Genomic DNA, 15,349 nt, shown 5'->3' with positions numbered 1-15,349 from the left:
CTTGCACCGGCCGTAAGGCCGCTTGCGGCCTCTCGCCCAGGCAAATCCATCGGGAGGAATGAGATATGACTGCAGACTCATTGGCTCAGGTCAAAATGGGGACGGAAGCCCTCGCTCTCTGCATTGCAGGAGTTCTGTGCGAACGCGATTCGGCGCTTCTGCCCGCATTCCGGGAGCGTGCTGAGCTGCTTCACCACGTTCTTGATGATCGCGGAGACCACGACGCGGCGGCAATGCTTGCCGCGTTCGGAAGAGCGCTGGATGATCCAGCATTCAAGCGGTCATGAGCTCGCGGCCACCAGAAGCCGTGCGTTCGAGGCAGGAACCTTGGCGTTGAAAATAAAGCATTCGACTTCCAGCTGCACTTACGAATCCACTAGCAAATGGGCGTAAGACCACCTGGGAGAAAGAAGGTGCGCGGTGTTCTCTCCTGGACAAGCGCCCTTATCGGCATGCTGTTTCCTCTAAAGGGCCATTTCGCCGGCGCTGGCGGATGCGCCGTGGCCGGCCCCATCCTTTTTCTTGGGAGCATCAGCGACCATCGCCTCGGTCGTGATCAACAGAGCTGCGATGGATGCGGCGTCCTGCAGCGCCGACCTGACGACCTTGGTCGGATCGATGATCCCTTTCGCGAACAGGTTGCCGTACTCTCCGGTCTGCGCATCGAAGCCGAAGGCATACTCCTTGTTCTCGAGGACTTTGCCGAGCACGAGCGATGCCTCTTCGCCCGCATTCTCCGCAATCTGCCGCGCAGGCCAGGTGATTGCCCGTTTCACCGTTTCTACGCCATGCCGCTGATCCTCGTTGGCCGGCTTCAGCTTCGACAGCGCAGAGGTCGCGCGCAGTAGCGCAACCCCGCCGCCGGGGAGGATACCTTCTTCGACCGCCGCGCGCGTTGCATGCATGGCGTCGTCGACGCGATCCTTGCGCTCCTTGACCTCGACTTCGGTCGCGCCGCCCACCCGGATCACAGCGACGCCTCCGGCGAGCTTCGCCAGGCGCTCCTGTAGCTTCTCGCGGTCATAGTCGGAGGTGGTATCTTCAATCTCGGTCTTGATCTGCTTGACCCGTGCTTCAATCTCGGATTTTTTGCCGGCGCCACTCACGATCGTCGTATTGTCCTTGTCGATCATGACCTTCTTGGCACGTCCGAGCATTTGAAGCGTAACCTTCTCAAGCTTGGTGCCAAGGTCTTCGCTGATGAAATTGCCGGCGGTAAGGACCGCGATGTCCTGCAGCATAGCCTTGCGACGGTCACCAAAACCTGGCGCCTTGACTGCAGCAATCTTCAATCCGGCGCGCAGCCTGTTGACGACCAGCGTCGCCAGGGCCTCGCCTTCCACATCTTCGGCGATGATCAGCAGGGGCTTGCCGCTTTGAACCACTGCCTCTAGCAAAGGCAGCATGGGCTGGAGACCCGAGAGCTTCTTTTCGTGAATCAAAATGTAAGGATCGTCGAGCTCGACCCGCATTTTCTCGGTATTGGTCACGAAATACGGAGAGATATAGCCACGATCGAACTGCATCCCCTCGACGACCTCGAGTTCGGTCTCGAGCGATTTGGCTTCTTCGGCGGTGATGACGCCTTCGTTTCCGACCTTTTTCATCGCATCGGCCAAAAAGCGGCCGATCTCCTTGTCGCCATTGGCAGAGATGGTGGCGACCTGGGCGATCTCCTCGTTGGAGGAGAGCTTCTTCGAGTTCTTCTTCAGCTCCTCAACGACCGCGTCGACGGCAAGATCAATTCCCCGCTTGAGATCCATGGGGTTCATGCCGGCGGCAACGGCCTTCGCGCCTTCGCGCACAATCGCGTGCGCGAGCACGGTGGCGGTCGTCGTGCCGTCGCCCGCCTGGTCCGAAGTCCTTGATGCGACCTCGCGAACCATCTGAGCTCCCATGTTCTCGAACTTGTCTTCGAGCTCAATCTCCTTGGCTACCGTCACCCCGTCCTTGGTGATCCGGGGGGCGCCGAAGCTCTTTTCAAGCACGACGTTGCGGCCCTTCGGTCCTAGTGTCACCTTGACGGCATTGGCGAGAACATCGACGCCGTGGAGCATTTTCTCGCGGGCGTCACTCGAAAATCGAACCTCCTTTGCGCTCATCGTTCCTTCCTCCCGAAGAATCCTATTCCTCACCGTGATCAGGCAGCCTTCCTTGCCCTTCCGCCACCTGTCAGCACGCCCAAGACATCATGATCAGCTACTCTGTCCCGTCGAGCGTCATGTCCGATCCGGACCAGTTGCCAAAGAGAAGCGATCACCGACTTTGATATCGATCGGCGTGAGCTTTCCGGATTGACCCCCGGCCGCCCGGACCGGCCGCGACTACTTCGTCCTGTTGCGGTTTCTTTCTCGCGGTGTCGGGAGTGATGATCCCGCCATGCGACTTCTCGTCGGCCTCAACACTTAACTAGCACGCGATCGTGCAGCGGACGCAACCTCCTGACGCCTTCTTCCCACCTCCCGGTGCTAGCTGCTGTGGCTGGAGAGGCCCAGCCGCTAAATCAACTGAGTTTGACAGCTGTGATTTTCAAGGGCTGGCCTCCGGCCGCGAGTTGTGCACCCCTGGATTGGGCATCGGCGAGATCCGGAGCAGCACCATCGGCAATCCGAGCACGGACCGCGCGCTTGACCCGCTCGAAAGCGCGCTGCTCGATCTGGCGGATGCGCTCCCGCGAGACGCGAAATTGTTGCGCGAGGTCGTCGAGCGTCTTCGGCTCATCGGCGAGATATCGTGCTTCGAGGATTGTGCGTTCCCGCGCAGACAGCGCATTGAGTGCCTCTGACAGCGCAGCCTGCCGACGCCGAGACTCGTCAGCATTCGTCAGGGCACTCTCCGGATCGGGCGAAGGGTCGAGGAGTCGGTCCTGCCATTCTTCCGTCGTCTCGTCTTCACTGATCGTCAGGTTGAGCGAAGCATCCCCGCGGATGCGCTGGTTCATCTCGACCACTTCCGGTGGGCTCACCTTGAGCTCTTCGGCGATATAGCTGACCTGGTCCGGGCGGAGATCGGCTTCATCACCGGCTGCGATCCTGTTCTTGAGGCGGCCGAGCTTGAAGAAGAGTTTTTTCTGGGCAGCCGTGGTGCCCATTTTCACCAATGACCATGACCGCAGGATATATTCCTGGACCGACGCCTTGATCCACCAGACCGCATACGTGGTCAACCGGAAGCCCAAGGCCGGGTCGAACCGCTTGACCGCCTGCATCAAGCCAAAGTTGGCTTCTGAAACGAGGTCAGCGATGGGAAGACCGTAGCGGCGATATTGCATGGCGATCTTCGCGGCCAGCCTGAGATGGCTGGTGACCAGACGGTAGGCGGCCTCTCGGTCTCCGTGATCCCGCCACCGCTTGGCACAGGCGGCCTCCTCGGCGGCTGTCAGCAGCGGAAATTTCCGTATTTCGACAAGGTAGCGAGAGAGGCCCCCCTCTGCGGAGACAGACGGCAGGGTTGCGATAGCCGACATGACGATCGCTCCATTCTTTCCGAATTGCACGCGCGAAGCTTATGAAGAGCTGGCGGTCGTTTTAGCGGCCAGCTTGCTCGCAAGGGATCTGAGCTTGCTGTGCAACTTCGAGAGCGACTTCGTCAAATCGGCTTTCGCTTGCGCGAAATAACGGCCCGTGTCGGCACCACGGACTGTGCGGACCAAGCGGATGAGGACCAGGTTGGATCGCCGGAAAAGCGTTGCAATGTGTCCCATATCCATATCCTCCAAGAGCAAGATGGGTACGAGCTTGCCGCCCCTGCGTTGCTGGACCCTTGCAGGCGTCCGCAGGCAGGTGAGGCGTCCACAGAACGCAAACAGTCGAAAATTGTTCCCGGCCAGCCGTAACGGCCGCGCAAATTGCCGCCCTCGTTCAGTATCGCAGGAGGGCGCGCAATGGCCCCATCCCGGCAAATGCCGATCGACGCGCGGGATCGCGAATGAATGTGATCTCCTCCCTTCCGATCCAGCGCCTGCTGAAGCGCTGATTCCACGAGATCGTCGATCGTTTCCAGGTCGGTGCTTCGGCAGATTGGGCAAGTCGTGAGCTGTTTTGCTTCGAACAAGCGTTGGCATTGCCGGCAGTGGCTCAGACTGATGAAGGTGGCTGAGGCGATCGTCGCCGAGCTGGAGCGGCAGGGCGTGGCCGAGGCGGTCGCAAATCTTGGGTTCGACCCGATGCGGATGGCCAAGGAAGTGATCCGGGCGGCGGACGGCGACGTGGTGCCCTTCCCTGGTCCACGGCAGTAACCGGCAAACCTACCGGAAAACCCGCGGAGGTGTTCTTTCATGGCGTTTACGTTGAAGTGTCCCCTGAACTCAGGGAGGTTTCGATGATCAGAAAAGCTCTTATCTTGTTCGCCGCCATCGCCCTCGCGCCGACGGGGGCTTCTGCACGCGGCGGGTTCGGCGGCAGTGGTTTTCATGGCCCCGGTTTCCATGGTGGATTCGCACGAGGGGTTGGCACGGCGGCGGCTGGCGCGGCGGATTTGGCCCCGCTCTGGCCGGCGGACTAATTGCGGGAGCCGTGATCGGTGGTCTCGCTTCGTCCGCATACGCGTGGGGACCTGGCTACGGATACTACGGTGGGTATGCGCCATGGTATTATGATCGTGGCTGCCCTGAGCCCGGTTACGGGGAATATTACAATTGCGGTGCCTATGCCGTGCCCGGGTATGGCGGCTATGCGCCTGCATATTACGGATATCCGTATGGTCCTTGGTGAGCTCCCGAGCCACCAACGCTTTGGGATGACTTGTTGACGAAGTGAATCGCCTCCGCTGACGTCGGCGTCTCGTTTGCTGTTTGGTTGGGGATTGTCTGACGTTCACGCTCCGTCACACAGGATGCCTCGCGGTATGGGCCAACAGCGACGGTACGGCCGCTGTTGGGATCGTGTCCCGTGGCGTGGTGTAGCTGAGTGCGGGTCACCACGTTCGCCGGCATGGGCCGGATCGGTCAGCTGGCGATTGCCGGGAAGCTGACGGCGGGATCATCGCCCAACGGGGCGATGGTTTCCAGTGTCATGTAGCGGCCGCGTTGAACCGTCCACTCGTCGTTCTGTTCGAGCAGGATGGCACCGATCAGGCGAGTGATGGCGTCCTCATTCGGGAAGATGCCAACCACTTCGGTTCGGCGCTTGATCTCGCCGTTGACCCGTTCGAGCGGATTGGTCGAGTGCAGCTTGGCGCGGTGCGCGGCCGGGAAGCTCATATAGGCCAGCACGTCGGTCTCGGCCTCGTCGAGGAAGGCGGCGAGCTTCGGCAGCTTGGGGCGGAGCTGGTCGGCGATGCGCCGCCATTGCGCCCGTGCTGCCTCGGCGTCGTCCTGGGCAAAGGCGGTGGCGATGAAGGCGGAGACGACGCGCCGGCCGCTCTTGCCGGCATGCGCCAGCGCGTTGCGCATGAAGTGCACGCGGCAGCGTTGCCAAGAGGCGTTGAGCACCTTGCTGACGGTCGCCTTGATGCCCTCATGGGCGTCGGAGACGACGAGCTTGACGCCGCGCAGGCCCCGCCGCGCCAGCTTGCGCAGGAACGCCGTCCAGAACGTCTCGGCCTCTGACGGACCGATATCCATGCCGAGCACCTCGCGGCGGCCATCGCTGTTGACTCCCACCGCGATGATCACCGCGACCGAGACGATGCGCCCGTTCTGGCGCACCTTCACGTAGGTCGCGTCGATCCACAGATAGGGCCAGTCGCCCTCGATCGGGCGGTTGAGGAAGGCCTTCACCTTGTCGTCGATCTCGCCGCACAGCCGCGACACCTGGCTCTTGGAGATCCCGCTCATGCCCATCGCCTGCACCAGATCGTCGACCGAGCGGGTGGAGACGCCCTGCACGTAGGCCTCCTGCACCACGGCGGTGAGCGCCTTCTCGGCCATCCGCCGCGGCTCGAGGAAGCCCGGGAAGTAGGAGCCTTTGCGCAGCTTGGGAATGCGCAGCTCGACGGTGCCGGCGCGGGTCTCCCAGCTCCGGTCGCGGTAGCCGTTGCGCTGGACCTGCCGTTCCTGGCTCTTCTCGCCGTACGCGGCCCCGGTCAGGCCCTCGACCTCCAGCTCCATCAGCCGGTGGGCGGCAAAGCCGATCATCTCGCGCAAGAGATCTGCATCGGGGGTCTTCTCTACGAGCGTGCGCAGGTTCATCATGTCGTCGGTCATCGGTGGTTCCTCGAATCAGGTTGGCTGTCGCAATCCAAACCTTACCGACGATCATCGGTGACCACCCGCAAAGCCGCTCGCTCGCTACGGCGCTATTGAGGGCGCGCTTCGCGAGCGGCTTTGCTAATCAGCTACACCACTCCTCGGGACACGACCGCTGTTGGCGCGGTTCGATATCTCGAGCACCAAGGTCGATATGTGGTCGATGATCCGACCATGCAGGGAAATTGGGCGGCCTTCTCCCGCATGCGTACAGACGTGGGATAATGGCAAGTTCGAGGAGATCGACCTCGACCGCTGGGTGCGGTCGAGCCCAAACTATTTGCTGGCGAACAATTTCGCAGGGGTGCCCGAGTCTACGATTGACAGGATGAAACAGACCTAATTCTGACGTGCTCGACCTGATGGGCGGGCATATGTTGCGGATCACACGAGGACGGCATGAACACTACGCTGCTTGATCCAGGATGCTCGGCTTCTGGTCCCGCTGTCTCCGCGCCCTCGCGGGCGAGCTCAAATCCGCTGGGCCCGCCTCCCTGCCGTGCTGCCGCCGGGCACCAATCGCCAGAATACTCGGGACGATGAATCCGCGAGGCCTCAGGCCTCGACCATGCGCACGAAAAGCCAGTAGCCGCCGAGCAGGCTGATTACCGCGGAAACTGCATAGACCAGCCCAGTCGCCCTCATTGGCTTGGCGCGGTCAGTCGTGATCAGCCGGTCGAACAGGCCGAGCACCGGGAGTACGATCGCGACGATCGCGACCTGGCCGATTTCGACGCCGATATTGAAGGCGGCAAGCGCCGGCACGATCGCATTCTTCGGCAGGCCGACTTCATGAAGCGCGCCAGCAAAGCCGAGGCCATGGATCAGCCCGAACAGGAAGGCCACGCGCCAGCGCCTGTCTATGTCGCGCGAGAAGAAGTTCTCAACGGCGACGAACATAATCGAGGCCGCGATCGCTGGCTCCGCGACGCGGCTCGGGATCACAACGAGCTCCAGCGCCGCCAGCGACAGCGTGATCGAATGGGCGATGGTGAAGGCCGTGACGATCTTGATCACCGGAATGAGTCGGCGCGCCCACAGCACGACAGCGATCAGGAATGCGATGTGATCATAGCCGAGGAAGATGTGCTCGACGCCGGTGAGAAGATAGCGCTGCATCGTCGACCCCAGCGGCGGCGCCGGGGCCGAGAGCGTGACGGTGGTATTGCCGGCATCGAGCAGCGCCTGCGCCTCGGACTTGCCCTGCGCGACCAGCACCACCTGGCGCGCGTTCGGATCCTTCTCGGTCAGCGCTGTGGAGCGATAGACGATGTCGCCGGCGACGCCTGCGCAGACAAAGCTGTTGCGATAGATGACGCCGTCGCCGTCGGCCAGAAGCGCCGCTGTTCCGGCGGTGCAGGCCGTGCCGTCGGCGCCAGTCACGGCGAGATGCGTCTGCAGATAGGAAAGGATCAATGCGGCGGCTGCATCGACCGCGCCCTGATCGACGGCGTCTTCCTTTACGTCATAGATCTTCGTGCCGACGAGCCGGTCGACGTCGCTGCCCTTGAGCGCAACCTCGACAGTCACGCTGCCGTCGGCGGCCAGCGCCACGCGCGCCGTGGAGAGATTGACCTGATGCGCGCACGCCGGCTCGCCGAAGCTGAGCAGGACCACGCCGAGCAGCAGGAGGCGGAGCAAGCTCACGATCCCGCTCCGACCGCGCGGAGCAGCTCCGTCAAGCGGCGCATCTCGAACTCGGCCACGGTGACCACCGCGCCATCGGGCGCGAGACGAGCGTAGCGGTCGAGACTGTCAGCGGACGCGCCGAACTCTAGCCTCGCCAGCGGCGCAGCCGCATCGCGCGCAAAGGCCAGCAGGATCAGGCTCGGCAGGTTGAGCCCGTAGCGGGCGAGCTGCGACGGACCGGCCGGTCCGACGCGGGTCTCGACCGCGGCAGCATCGAACGCGCGCAGCGCCGCGTCGATAATGCGCGCCTGTTCGGGATCGGCGACGTGCACGACGTTGCCGGCGGCATGATTGTGCTGGCCGAGATGGCGGAACCAGTTTCCGGCGGCGTCGCGTTCGAAGCGAGTGAGCTTGCCGGCAAAGACGATCTCGAGCGCCCAGACCTGCGCCATCGATACCGGCAGCAACAGGCTCTTGCCGCGGCTTGCCGCGTCCGGCCCGGTCGGGCCACGTAGGCGGCGCGCCATGTCGAGCGTGACCCGCCACTCCTCGCCGACGTGGCGCGGCATCAGATAGACCGCGGGACGTCCGGCGATCCGGACATAATGAGAGGTGCTCGCCGGATTGAGCGTGCCCACGTTCACGGACGTCGTCGAGCCATCGGCCGTCTCGATCACGGCAACAGTTGCGGGTGGATCAAGGCCGAATGCGGCGAAGCTCGCCGCCGTGAGTTCCGTGGCTGAGAGTTCGCGCGCGGGCTCGCTGACGGTGACAAGCCGCAGCGCCGTTTCGAGATGCGATCGAAGTTCGGACGGCACGGCGCCATCCACCCCCTCGATCGTCCACGCACCACCCTTGCGAAGCAGGACGACACTGCTGCCGCTGTCCGAACGGATCTCCAGCCGCCGCGCGTCGCCGGGCGCGATGATCGCGAGACCCTTCGGTGCGAATGCGACCTTGCTGCGCAGCTCCGGCCATTGTCCGCTGGCGATCAGGATACCCAACAGCGCCGCCAGGCACATAGCGAGCAGTGGCGTCAGCCATCGGGTCATCCCGCGCGTGGCCACCTCGTCCGTCAACGTCGCCTCCACCACATCGCAACGCCGAACAGCGCGGTGCTCAGCGGCAGCAGCACCTCCAGCACGATGAAAGTGTCGCGCATCTGAGTGCTGGTCAACACGATCTCCGGCAGCTTGAGCGTCTGCGGTGCGACGCTCGGCATCGCGTCATCCTCGGCGAGCCAACGCAGCATGGCCAGCGACAGCTCGCCATTGGAGACGTAGGGGAAATATTCGTTGCTCGCGACCTTGCTGGTGCCGGCCACGATAAGACGGAAGTGCTTGCCCGGCGCTGCGCCCGGCCAGCTTCCTTCGAGCGCAACCGCGAGCGGCTGCGCGCTCCGCCGTGCGTTCGGCGCTTCCTCGTCCCTTGCTACGACCGCTTTGGGCGGACGCAAATAACTGTCCTGGCTGCTCGCGGCCAGCACGATAAGGCTGATCCCGGACGGCGGCTGCGCCACCGCAATCGGCCGCGCCTGCGGAAACACGGTGAGCGCAAGACGCTTCGTGATCGGATGCGGCGCATAATAGGGCACGGCGATCTTGTCCGCATCGGTGCGGAAATGATTGAGGGGATCGATGACGATCGCAGCCTCGCTCGATAATCCCACTGGCTTGAGGAGCAGCCGCTCGAAATCACCCTCGACCTGCGATAGCGGATCGATCAGCAGCAGAAGCCTGCCCCCGCCTTTGACATAGTCGCCGAGCAGCGTCGCCTCGTCAGCGGTGAAAGCCGTACGCGGGCCGATATCGGCAACGACCGAGCAGTCGGGCGGAATGCTGGACCCCGCCGCTGTGACCAGCTCGCGCATCTCAAAGCCGATCTGGTTCAGGGCCAGCAGCAACCGGTCTAGCGCTTCGGGCGCCGTTTCCAGCACGTCGCTAGCGCCGGGCGTCTCGTGGCCCTTCAGGGTCTCGACATGGCTGAAATGAAAATGCGAGGGCAGCGGCCGGAACGTCTCGCCGTGGCCGGTGACGAAGCAGACGGTCTCCACGCGCTTGCGCAGCACGCGCAATGCCGCATAGCCGATGCGAGCGGGATCGATGACGTTTTCGACCAGGACCTTGCGGTCCTCGGCTTGCAGCACCGCCGTATTGTAGGCCCGCACGCCGAGATCGCGGGCAAGGCCCGGCTCCTTGTCGGGATCAATGGCGCGGAACGCGAGCAGCGGATGGTTGCGCGCGGCGGCCTGAACGAGGTCACGGAGAGCGATCGCGTTGGCATCGCTCGTATTGTAGAAATAGGTCAGCGCGAGCGGCGTTCGCAATTGTGCGATCACGTCGGTGAGCTGTTGCGGCGGCGTATTGCGCGCTTCCCGGCTAACGTCGAAATGCACGTCGTGGCGGTAGAGTGCAACATTGGCGCCGATCACGGCCGCCACCGCGGCGACAACGATCGATGCGTTCGCGAGCCAGCCCGACCCGCGCGAGCCCCCGCGGCGCAGGGGAAGCCGAATCGCCAGCATGAATAGCGCGAGCAGGGCGAGAAAGCAGGCGGCGAACAGGAGGCTGTTCGATGCCGTCTCGCCGAGCCCGGCGAAGCCGAGCGCTCCGCAGACGATGGCGCCGGCTGCCGGGATGAGGAGCGCGATGTTCGATCTGGCCGATCCGCTCATCGCCTTGCGCCTCTCATCGCCGTGCCAGGGCGCGGACCGTCAACAGCAGCATCAGCAGGGTGACGCTGAGGAAGAAACCCACATCGGACAGATAGATCGAGCCGACGGCAAAGGGACGGAAATGCACCGAGAGCGACAGGTTCACCACGAGCGTGTCCGCGGGGCTCGGCAGAAGCCAACCGAAATTGTCGATGATCCAGAGCAGGAGAAACATGCTGAGCGAGATCAGCGCCGCGATCACCTGGTTGGCCGTCACTGCCGAGGTCAATAGCCCTGTGCCGACCAGCGCCGATCCGAACAGTAAGAGGCCGAAATAGCCACTATAGATCGGCCCGAAATCAGGATCGCCGAACCAGGCGAGCGCGGCCGCGTAGGCCCCGGACAGCATGAGCATGACGATGATCAGGCTCATCGCGGCCAGGAACTTCGCCAGCACGATCGCAAACTCGGAGACCGGGGCGGTCAGGAGAACCTCCAGTGTCTTCAGCTTGCGTTCCTCGGCGAACAGCCGCATCGTGACCAGCGGCGCGGTCAGCATGAACAGCACGAACATCTGGAAGAAGATGTGCACCATGCTGGGCTGATGGCTGAGGAACAGCGTGAGCGTGAAGCTGTAGCCCATGATCAGCAGGAACACCGTCATCAGCACATAGGCGATCGGCGAGGAGAACAGCGCCGTCGTTTCCTTACCCAGCAGCACCGCAAAGCTTCTCATGCGGCCACCTCCGGTCGCCGGGTGAGATCGAGAAACACCCGTTCGAGATCGGGACGCGCTTCGGTCAGCTCGCGCACCTGGATTTGCGCTGCGACCAGCGCAGAGACCAGGTCGGCCGCAAGCGAGCGACGTCGCTCCGCCCTGACGAGGAAGCGTCCCACACCGTCTGCGACGACCTCGCGCACGCCGGCAACTGTCTTCGTCGCATCACGCACGACATCCTCGGCCGCGTCCACCGACAGGCGCAACGTCAGGTCCTGCGCGACATGCTTGAGTGCGTCAGACGTCAACAGCACGCCGTCGAGCAGGATCATCACGCGCGAGGCGATCTTCTCGATCTCGGGCAGGACGTGCGAGGCCAGCAGCACGGTGTGGCGTCCGGCCAGCGACTGGATCAGGTCGCGCACGGCGATTACCTGGTGCGGATCGAGCCCGCTGGTCGGCTCGTCCAGCACCAGAACTCTTGGATCGCCCAAAAGCGCCTGTGCGATCGAGACGCGCTGGCGGAAGCCGCGCGACAGTTTGCCCGTCGTCAGCTTCATGACGCGCGCAAGATCGAGCCGCTCGGTGGCCTCGTCGACCGCCGCCCGCGCCTTCGGTCCATGCAATCCCTTGAGACCGGCCATGAAATGCAGGAACTCGCCGACCCGCATGTGGTCGTAGAGCGGCGCGTCTTCCGGCACATAGCTGATGACGCGACGTACGCCGAGGGAATCTTCCACCACGTCGTGACCGGCGACCTCGAGGCGTCCCGAGGTCGGCACCAGATAGCCCGTAAGCATGCGGAAGATCGTGCTCTTGCCGGAGCCATTCGGCCCGAGCAGTCCGACGATCTCGCCCGGCGCGATCGCAAAGGAGACGTCGGCGACGGCACGCCGCGGACCGTACCACTTTGTCACGCGCTCGGCGAGAACGACCGGAGAGACAGCCCGAAGCATGGAGACTCTACACACCCCTCTAGCGAACACCGCCCAAGCCTACCGCGCAAAATCCCGGGCGCGAAGGCCCGGGATGACGGCGCGTGCGGCGGCAGCGACCAATCACTCGTAGAATTCAGGCGAGTGCTTGTGCGCCTTGAACACATCGGGGTCGTGGGCATAGATGATGTCTGCGCCCTCGGTGTCGCGAACCCGCTTCACCCAGGCGTAGGCATCGAGCATGCCGACGGGATCATAGACGCTGCCGATGCTCGGCAGGATGTTCTTGTCCAGATTCTCCTGGAGATAGACGGCGTCGCTGGTCAGCACGACCGTGCCCGTCTTTGGCAGGCGCACCACCAGGATCTGGCTTCCCGGCGTGTGCGATACGGTCCGGTGGATGAAGACGCTGTTGTCGCCGAACAGGTCGAGATCACCCTCGAGCTCGATGGTCTTGTACTTGGCTGGCATGCCGCCGCCGACGCTGTTACGCAGCATGTTGAAGTCGTCGGAGATGAAAAAGGTGGCATAGCCCGGCGCCGGCCAGAATGCATTCCTGATCTCGTCGCGCTGGAACACGAAGGTCGAATCCAGGAACTTGCCGATGTTGCCGGCGTGATCGACGTGGAAATGGCCGAGGATGACATATTTGATGTCGGACGGCTTCACGTTGATCTTGGCGAGCTGCGCGTCGATGGCGATATCGGGCGAACGGCCCGGATCAAGCGCCTTGACGAACGGGCCCCAATAATCGGGGTCCTTGATGATGCGGTCGTTGTTGCCGCAATCGAACAGGACGTCGCCCTTGGGATGGCGGATCAGGAAGAAGCCGACGGGGATCTGGACCTTGCCGCTACTGCCGTTCTGAATGATCGACTTGTCGAGATTGAGCGCCCCCGAAGAGAAGACGTAGAGCTTCATCTCCTTTGGCGGTTCAGCGGCCAGCGCGGCAGCCGACATAAAAAAAAGTCCTGCGGCCAGCGAGCCAAGGACTTTTAACGCAGTCGCCCGCATGTCGTCCTCCCTGTTTTCGACGCGCTTTTTTCAGCGGATGTAGCATCCTACCATAGTCTAATGCGGCTGTGCAGGTCTCAATACACGCGAGCGGGCGAATAAAAATAAGCTGCGCAAGGCCTGACATTTTTGTGCGGCGCAATCGTCCCACTGACGACCCCGACCTGCTCAGGCGACCACGCCAGCCACGACTGCCTTCAGAACGTCGCGCATCGGCTGGTTGAGCCGCAACCGCAAGCCGCGTTGACCGCCATTGATATAGACCTGCTCCTGCCCAAGCGCGCTCTGCTCGACCACGGTGCGCACGAGGTTTCGCTGCCCGAAAGGGCTGATCCCGCCGATCTCGAAGCCGGCAACGCATTCCGCCTCAGGCGGCTTCATCTGCGCCGACTTGCCACCGCCGGCAGCGGCGAGCTTCTTGATCGAGAATTCCTGGTCGGGGGACGATGACTCGGACCGGCTTCCTGTCAACCACCGCCTTCAGCGTCTTCAATACGCGCAGGATCCTCGCCGAGTCTGCAGTCCGATGCTCTCGGTGTGGGGATCGTAGTCGTCGGTGAGAACGGCGAAGGCAACGCCGGCGACCGCGAGCGCGTGCGTTGCGCGAGGTGGCTTTGGACATTAGCGATGTCTAGACCGTCGTTGCGAGGAGAGAAGCGAGGGCGGTGTGGATGTAGCGGCCAACCAGGTCCCAGTAATGTCCTATCACTTCGCCTGGCCGCAACATCGGCGCTGGCGCCAATACACCGGATTACTGCCGTACTTTTCAATGGAATCGAACCCAAACCGGTGATCGAGCGGCTGCTGTCCGACAAGGGCAGGGCGCTGTGCACCCGCCCCCGCATGGCGCAACACACATGATGGTCACGACCAGCGACGGTCCGAGCGAGGATGACAATTCGCAAAATGCTCGTCACCGCCGGTTTCCAAATACGAGGGGTTCATCTCAATTCAACAGGGGAGGAGGACGAACTCTCCTTTGAGTTTCGGCACACTCGAAGCCTGTCAAATACCGACACGCTGCAGATAGTCAAATCGCTCGCGCGATCGCCGAGCATCGAGCGATAGAGTCGAGGAGGGGTGGCGGCGCAACTGGTCACCGCCGTCTCCAGCTTCTGAATGCGGGGACGGGGCCCGTCTGACGGCGGCCCGACGACTGGAGCAGAGTTCAGAGCAGCGCCAGGACCGCGACCATCACGACCAAAACCGGCCGCGGTCACGCACCAGCATGACAGTTCAAGGACTCGCATGTTCTGCCCCGGTTGAAGGGCCTGCCCTGCTTAACCCTATATCCGGAACTCGGCGGCCGGAACCGAAACTTTTTCATGGCTTCATGTGTTCACGACAGGGGCGCAGGACACGCGAGGCCTTGCCCATGCCCCTAATGCCGATAGGTGATGTGTTTCTCGCGGTCGCGGTCATGACTTTGGATTTCCTGGGCGAGGTCGCGGGTGTTCGCTCTCCTCGGCATCTTCTGAGGCAAGCCGCGCTGGCGCGAGCCTGGCGTGCGCACCAATTCCGTTCCTTAAATCCATCGCAGAACGTGGGGAGGCGCGATGTCGAGCGTCGCAAAGCTGCTTGCGCAGAAGGAGCAGCTCCTGGAGCAACTGGCGAGCGATCCTGGACCGAATGAGCGCAAGGAGATCGAAGCGCTGCTCGCCAAGATCGAGACCGCGCTGACGTGGCTCGAGTCAAACGAACCCGCCACGGAGGGCGAGTAGCTCCGGCGACGCTTTCGGCCGGAGTTGACGTCTCGGTCGCGAGGAGCATCGAATAGCGTATGTCTTCATCACCGGCACCACCGACGGACTGGGCCGCGCGGCGGCCGAGTCGCTTCTCGGTGGCGGCCACCGAGTGGTGCTGCATGCCCGGTCGGCGGACCGCGCCGCGAGCATCGGCGAGCTCGCGGCGCGAGCCGACGCGATCGTCGTGAGCGACCTCCGCAGCACCGCCGAGGTCCGAGGCATCGCGGATCAAATCAACGCGATCGGCCGCATGGATGCGGTCATCCACAACGCCGGCGTCTACACGGAACGGAGCCGAGGCGCGACGCCGGACGGCCATGCCTCAACGCTTTCGGTAAACACCCTGGCACCGTACCTGCTGACGGCGCTCATCAAGCGTCACAAGGCCCGATCGTCGCTGACCTCAGCTGCTGCCCCCGCACGCAGCGCCGCCGCGGACGACGCCGCCAGAGCCAAGCCCAATGCGCC

13 protein-coding genes and 3 pseudogenes are annotated in these 15,349 nt (G+C 63.2%); 5 read left to right on the top strand and 11 right to left on the bottom strand.

Annotated features, from left to right (window positions below):
• Positions 1-65: 65 nt before the first annotated feature.
• Positions 66-287: a hypothetical protein gene (locus P6U28_RS15645; RefSeq protein ID WP_407122679.1), complete on the top strand. Its 222-nt coding sequence runs from the start codon at positions 66-68 to the stop codon at positions 285-287.
• Positions 288-464: 177 nt separating this feature from the next.
• Here P6U28_RS15645 and groL read toward each other — a convergent pair whose 3' ends face one another.
• The 3 genes and pseudogenes from groL to rpoH all read right to left on the bottom strand — a co-directional run bounded on the left by groL (position 465) and on the right by rpoH (position 3,466).
• Positions 465-2,102 carry a chaperonin GroEL gene (gene groL, locus P6U28_RS15640; protein WP_407122678.1) on the bottom strand — a complete coding sequence of 546 codons (1,638 nt, stop codon included), beginning with the start codon at positions 2,100-2,102 and terminating at the stop codon, positions 465-467.
• Between the two features lie 97 nt (positions 2,103-2,199).
• Positions 2,200-2,437: pseudogene (locus P6U28_RS15635) on the bottom strand (co-chaperone GroES).
• Positions 2,438-2,503: 66 nt separating this feature from the next.
• Positions 2,504-3,466 carry an RNA polymerase sigma factor RpoH gene (gene rpoH, locus P6U28_RS15630; RefSeq protein ID WP_407122676.1) on the bottom strand — a complete coding sequence of 321 codons (963 nt, stop codon included), beginning with the start codon at positions 3,464-3,466 and terminating at the stop codon, positions 2,504-2,506.
• Here rpoH and P6U28_RS15625 point away from each other — a divergent pair.
• Together P6U28_RS15625 and P6U28_RS15620 are read left to right on the top strand one after the other, a co-directional pair.
• Positions 3,465-3,617, top strand: a complete 153-nt coding sequence (locus P6U28_RS15625; protein ID WP_407122675.1) for a hypothetical protein — start codon at positions 3,465-3,467, stop codon at positions 3,615-3,617. The genes rpoH and P6U28_RS15625 overlap by 2 nt on opposite strands.
• 467 nt (positions 3,618-4,084) lie before the next feature.
• Positions 4,085-4,237 (top strand): hypothetical protein, encoded by a 153-nt coding sequence (locus P6U28_RS15620; RefSeq protein ID WP_407122673.1) that lies wholly within the window; start codon positions 4,085-4,087, stop codon positions 4,235-4,237.
• Positions 4,238-4,945: 708 nt separating this feature from the next.
• Here P6U28_RS15620 and P6U28_RS15615 read toward each other — a convergent pair.
• The 8 genes and pseudogenes from P6U28_RS15615 to P6U28_RS15580 all read right to left on the bottom strand — a co-directional run.
• Positions 4,946-6,145: an IS256 family transposase gene (locus tag P6U28_RS15615; RefSeq protein ID WP_407121051.1), complete on the bottom strand. Its 1,200-nt coding sequence runs from the start codon at positions 6,143-6,145 to the stop codon at positions 4,946-4,948.
• 597 nt (positions 6,146-6,742) lie between these two features.
• Positions 6,743-7,834, bottom strand: coding sequence for a HupE/UreJ family protein (locus P6U28_RS15610; RefSeq protein WP_245509724.1), 1,092 nt, complete (start codon positions 7,832-7,834; stop codon positions 6,743-6,745).
• Positions 7,831-8,895, bottom strand: a complete 1,065-nt coding sequence (locus tag P6U28_RS15605) for a DUF4340 domain-containing protein (RefSeq protein WP_129146340.1) — start codon at positions 8,893-8,895, stop codon at positions 7,831-7,833. The genes P6U28_RS15610 and P6U28_RS15605 overlap by 4 nt, the downstream gene beginning before the upstream one ends.
• A complete protein-coding gene (locus P6U28_RS15600) occupies positions 8,892-10,490 on the bottom strand; it encodes a Gldg family protein (RefSeq protein ID WP_407122672.1) in 1,599 nt (532 codons plus the stop codon). Before P6U28_RS15600 ends, P6U28_RS15605 begins: the two co-directional genes overlap by 4 nt.
• A gap of 13 nt (positions 10,491-10,503) precedes the next feature.
• Entirely contained in the window at positions 10,504-11,205 is a 702-nt protein-coding gene (locus tag P6U28_RS15595; protein WP_407122671.1) for an ABC transporter permease, read from the bottom strand.
• Complete coding sequence (locus P6U28_RS15590; RefSeq protein WP_129146337.1) at positions 11,202-12,143, bottom strand: ABC transporter ATP-binding protein; 942 nt, start codon at positions 12,141-12,143, stop codon at positions 11,202-11,204. The genes P6U28_RS15595 and P6U28_RS15590 overlap by 4 nt, the downstream gene beginning before the upstream one ends.
• Positions 12,144-12,245: 102 nt before the next feature.
• Positions 12,246-13,082, bottom strand: coding sequence for an N-acyl homoserine lactonase family protein (locus tag P6U28_RS15585; RefSeq protein ID WP_407122670.1), 837 nt, complete (start codon positions 13,080-13,082; stop codon positions 12,246-12,248).
• A 222-nt stretch (positions 13,083-13,304) separates the two neighbouring features.
• A pseudogene (locus tag P6U28_RS15580) lies at positions 13,305-13,751 on the bottom strand (YbaK/EbsC family protein); the annotation flags it as partial.
• A 941-nt stretch (positions 13,752-14,692) separates the two neighbouring features.
• On the opposite strand from P6U28_RS15580, the gene P6U28_RS15575 reads away from it, so the two are divergent.
• A complete protein-coding gene (locus P6U28_RS15575; RefSeq protein ID WP_407122669.1) occupies positions 14,693-14,857 on the top strand; it encodes a hypothetical protein in 165 nt (54 codons plus the stop codon).
• 52 nt (positions 14,858-14,909) lie between these two features.
• Positions 14,910-15,260 (top strand): annotated as a pseudogene (locus P6U28_RS15570) (SDR family NAD(P)-dependent oxidoreductase); the annotation flags it as partial.
• Positions 15,261-15,349 lie beyond the last annotated feature (89 nt).

This window comes from Bradyrhizobium sp. STM 3561 (genome assembly GCF_045571455.1).
In the GTDB taxonomy this organism is placed as follows: Bacteria; Pseudomonadota; Alphaproteobacteria; order Rhizobiales; family Xanthobacteraceae; genus Bradyrhizobium; species Bradyrhizobium vignae.
This window is presented reverse-complemented; position numbering and strand designations above follow the sequence as displayed.

Excerpts from the sequence above, each read along its gene's own strand:
- P6U28_RS15645 (WP_407122679.1), top strand. The coding sequence starts at position 66 with ATGACTGCAGACTCATTGGCTCAGGTCAAAATGGGGACGGAAGCCCTC.
- groL (WP_407122678.1), bottom strand. The coding sequence starts at position 2,102 with ATGAGCGCAAAGGAGGTTCGATTTTCGAGTGACGCCCGCGAGAAAATG.
- P6U28_RS15625 (WP_407122675.1), top strand. The coding sequence starts at position 3,465 with ATGACGATCGCTCCATTCTTTCCGAATTGCACGCGCGAAGCTTATGAA.
- rpoH (WP_407122676.1), bottom strand. The coding sequence starts at position 3,466 with ATGTCGGCTATCGCAACCCTGCCGTCTGTCTCCGCAGAGGGGGGCCTC.
- P6U28_RS15620 (WP_407122673.1), top strand. The coding sequence starts at position 4,085 with ATGAAGGTGGCTGAGGCGATCGTCGCCGAGCTGGAGCGGCAGGGCGTG.
- P6U28_RS15615 (WP_407121051.1), bottom strand. The coding sequence starts at position 6,145 with ATGACCGACGACATGATGAACCTGCGCACGCTCGTAGAGAAGACCCCC.
- P6U28_RS15600 (WP_407122672.1), bottom strand. The coding sequence starts at position 10,490 with ATGAGCGGATCGGCCAGATCGAACATCGCGCTCCTCATCCCGGCAGCC.
- P6U28_RS15595 (WP_407122671.1), bottom strand. The coding sequence starts at position 11,205 with ATGAGAAGCTTTGCGGTGCTGCTGGGTAAGGAAACGACGGCGCTGTTC.
- P6U28_RS15590 (WP_129146337.1), bottom strand. The coding sequence starts at position 12,143 with ATGCTTCGGGCTGTCTCTCCGGTCGTTCTCGCCGAGCGCGTGACAAAG.
- P6U28_RS15585 (WP_407122670.1), bottom strand. The coding sequence starts at position 13,082 with ATGTCGGCTGCCGCGCTGGCCGCTGAACCGCCAAAGGAGATGAAGCTC.
- P6U28_RS15575 (WP_407122669.1), top strand. The coding sequence starts at position 14,693 with ATGTCGAGCGTCGCAAAGCTGCTTGCGCAGAAGGAGCAGCTCCTGGAG.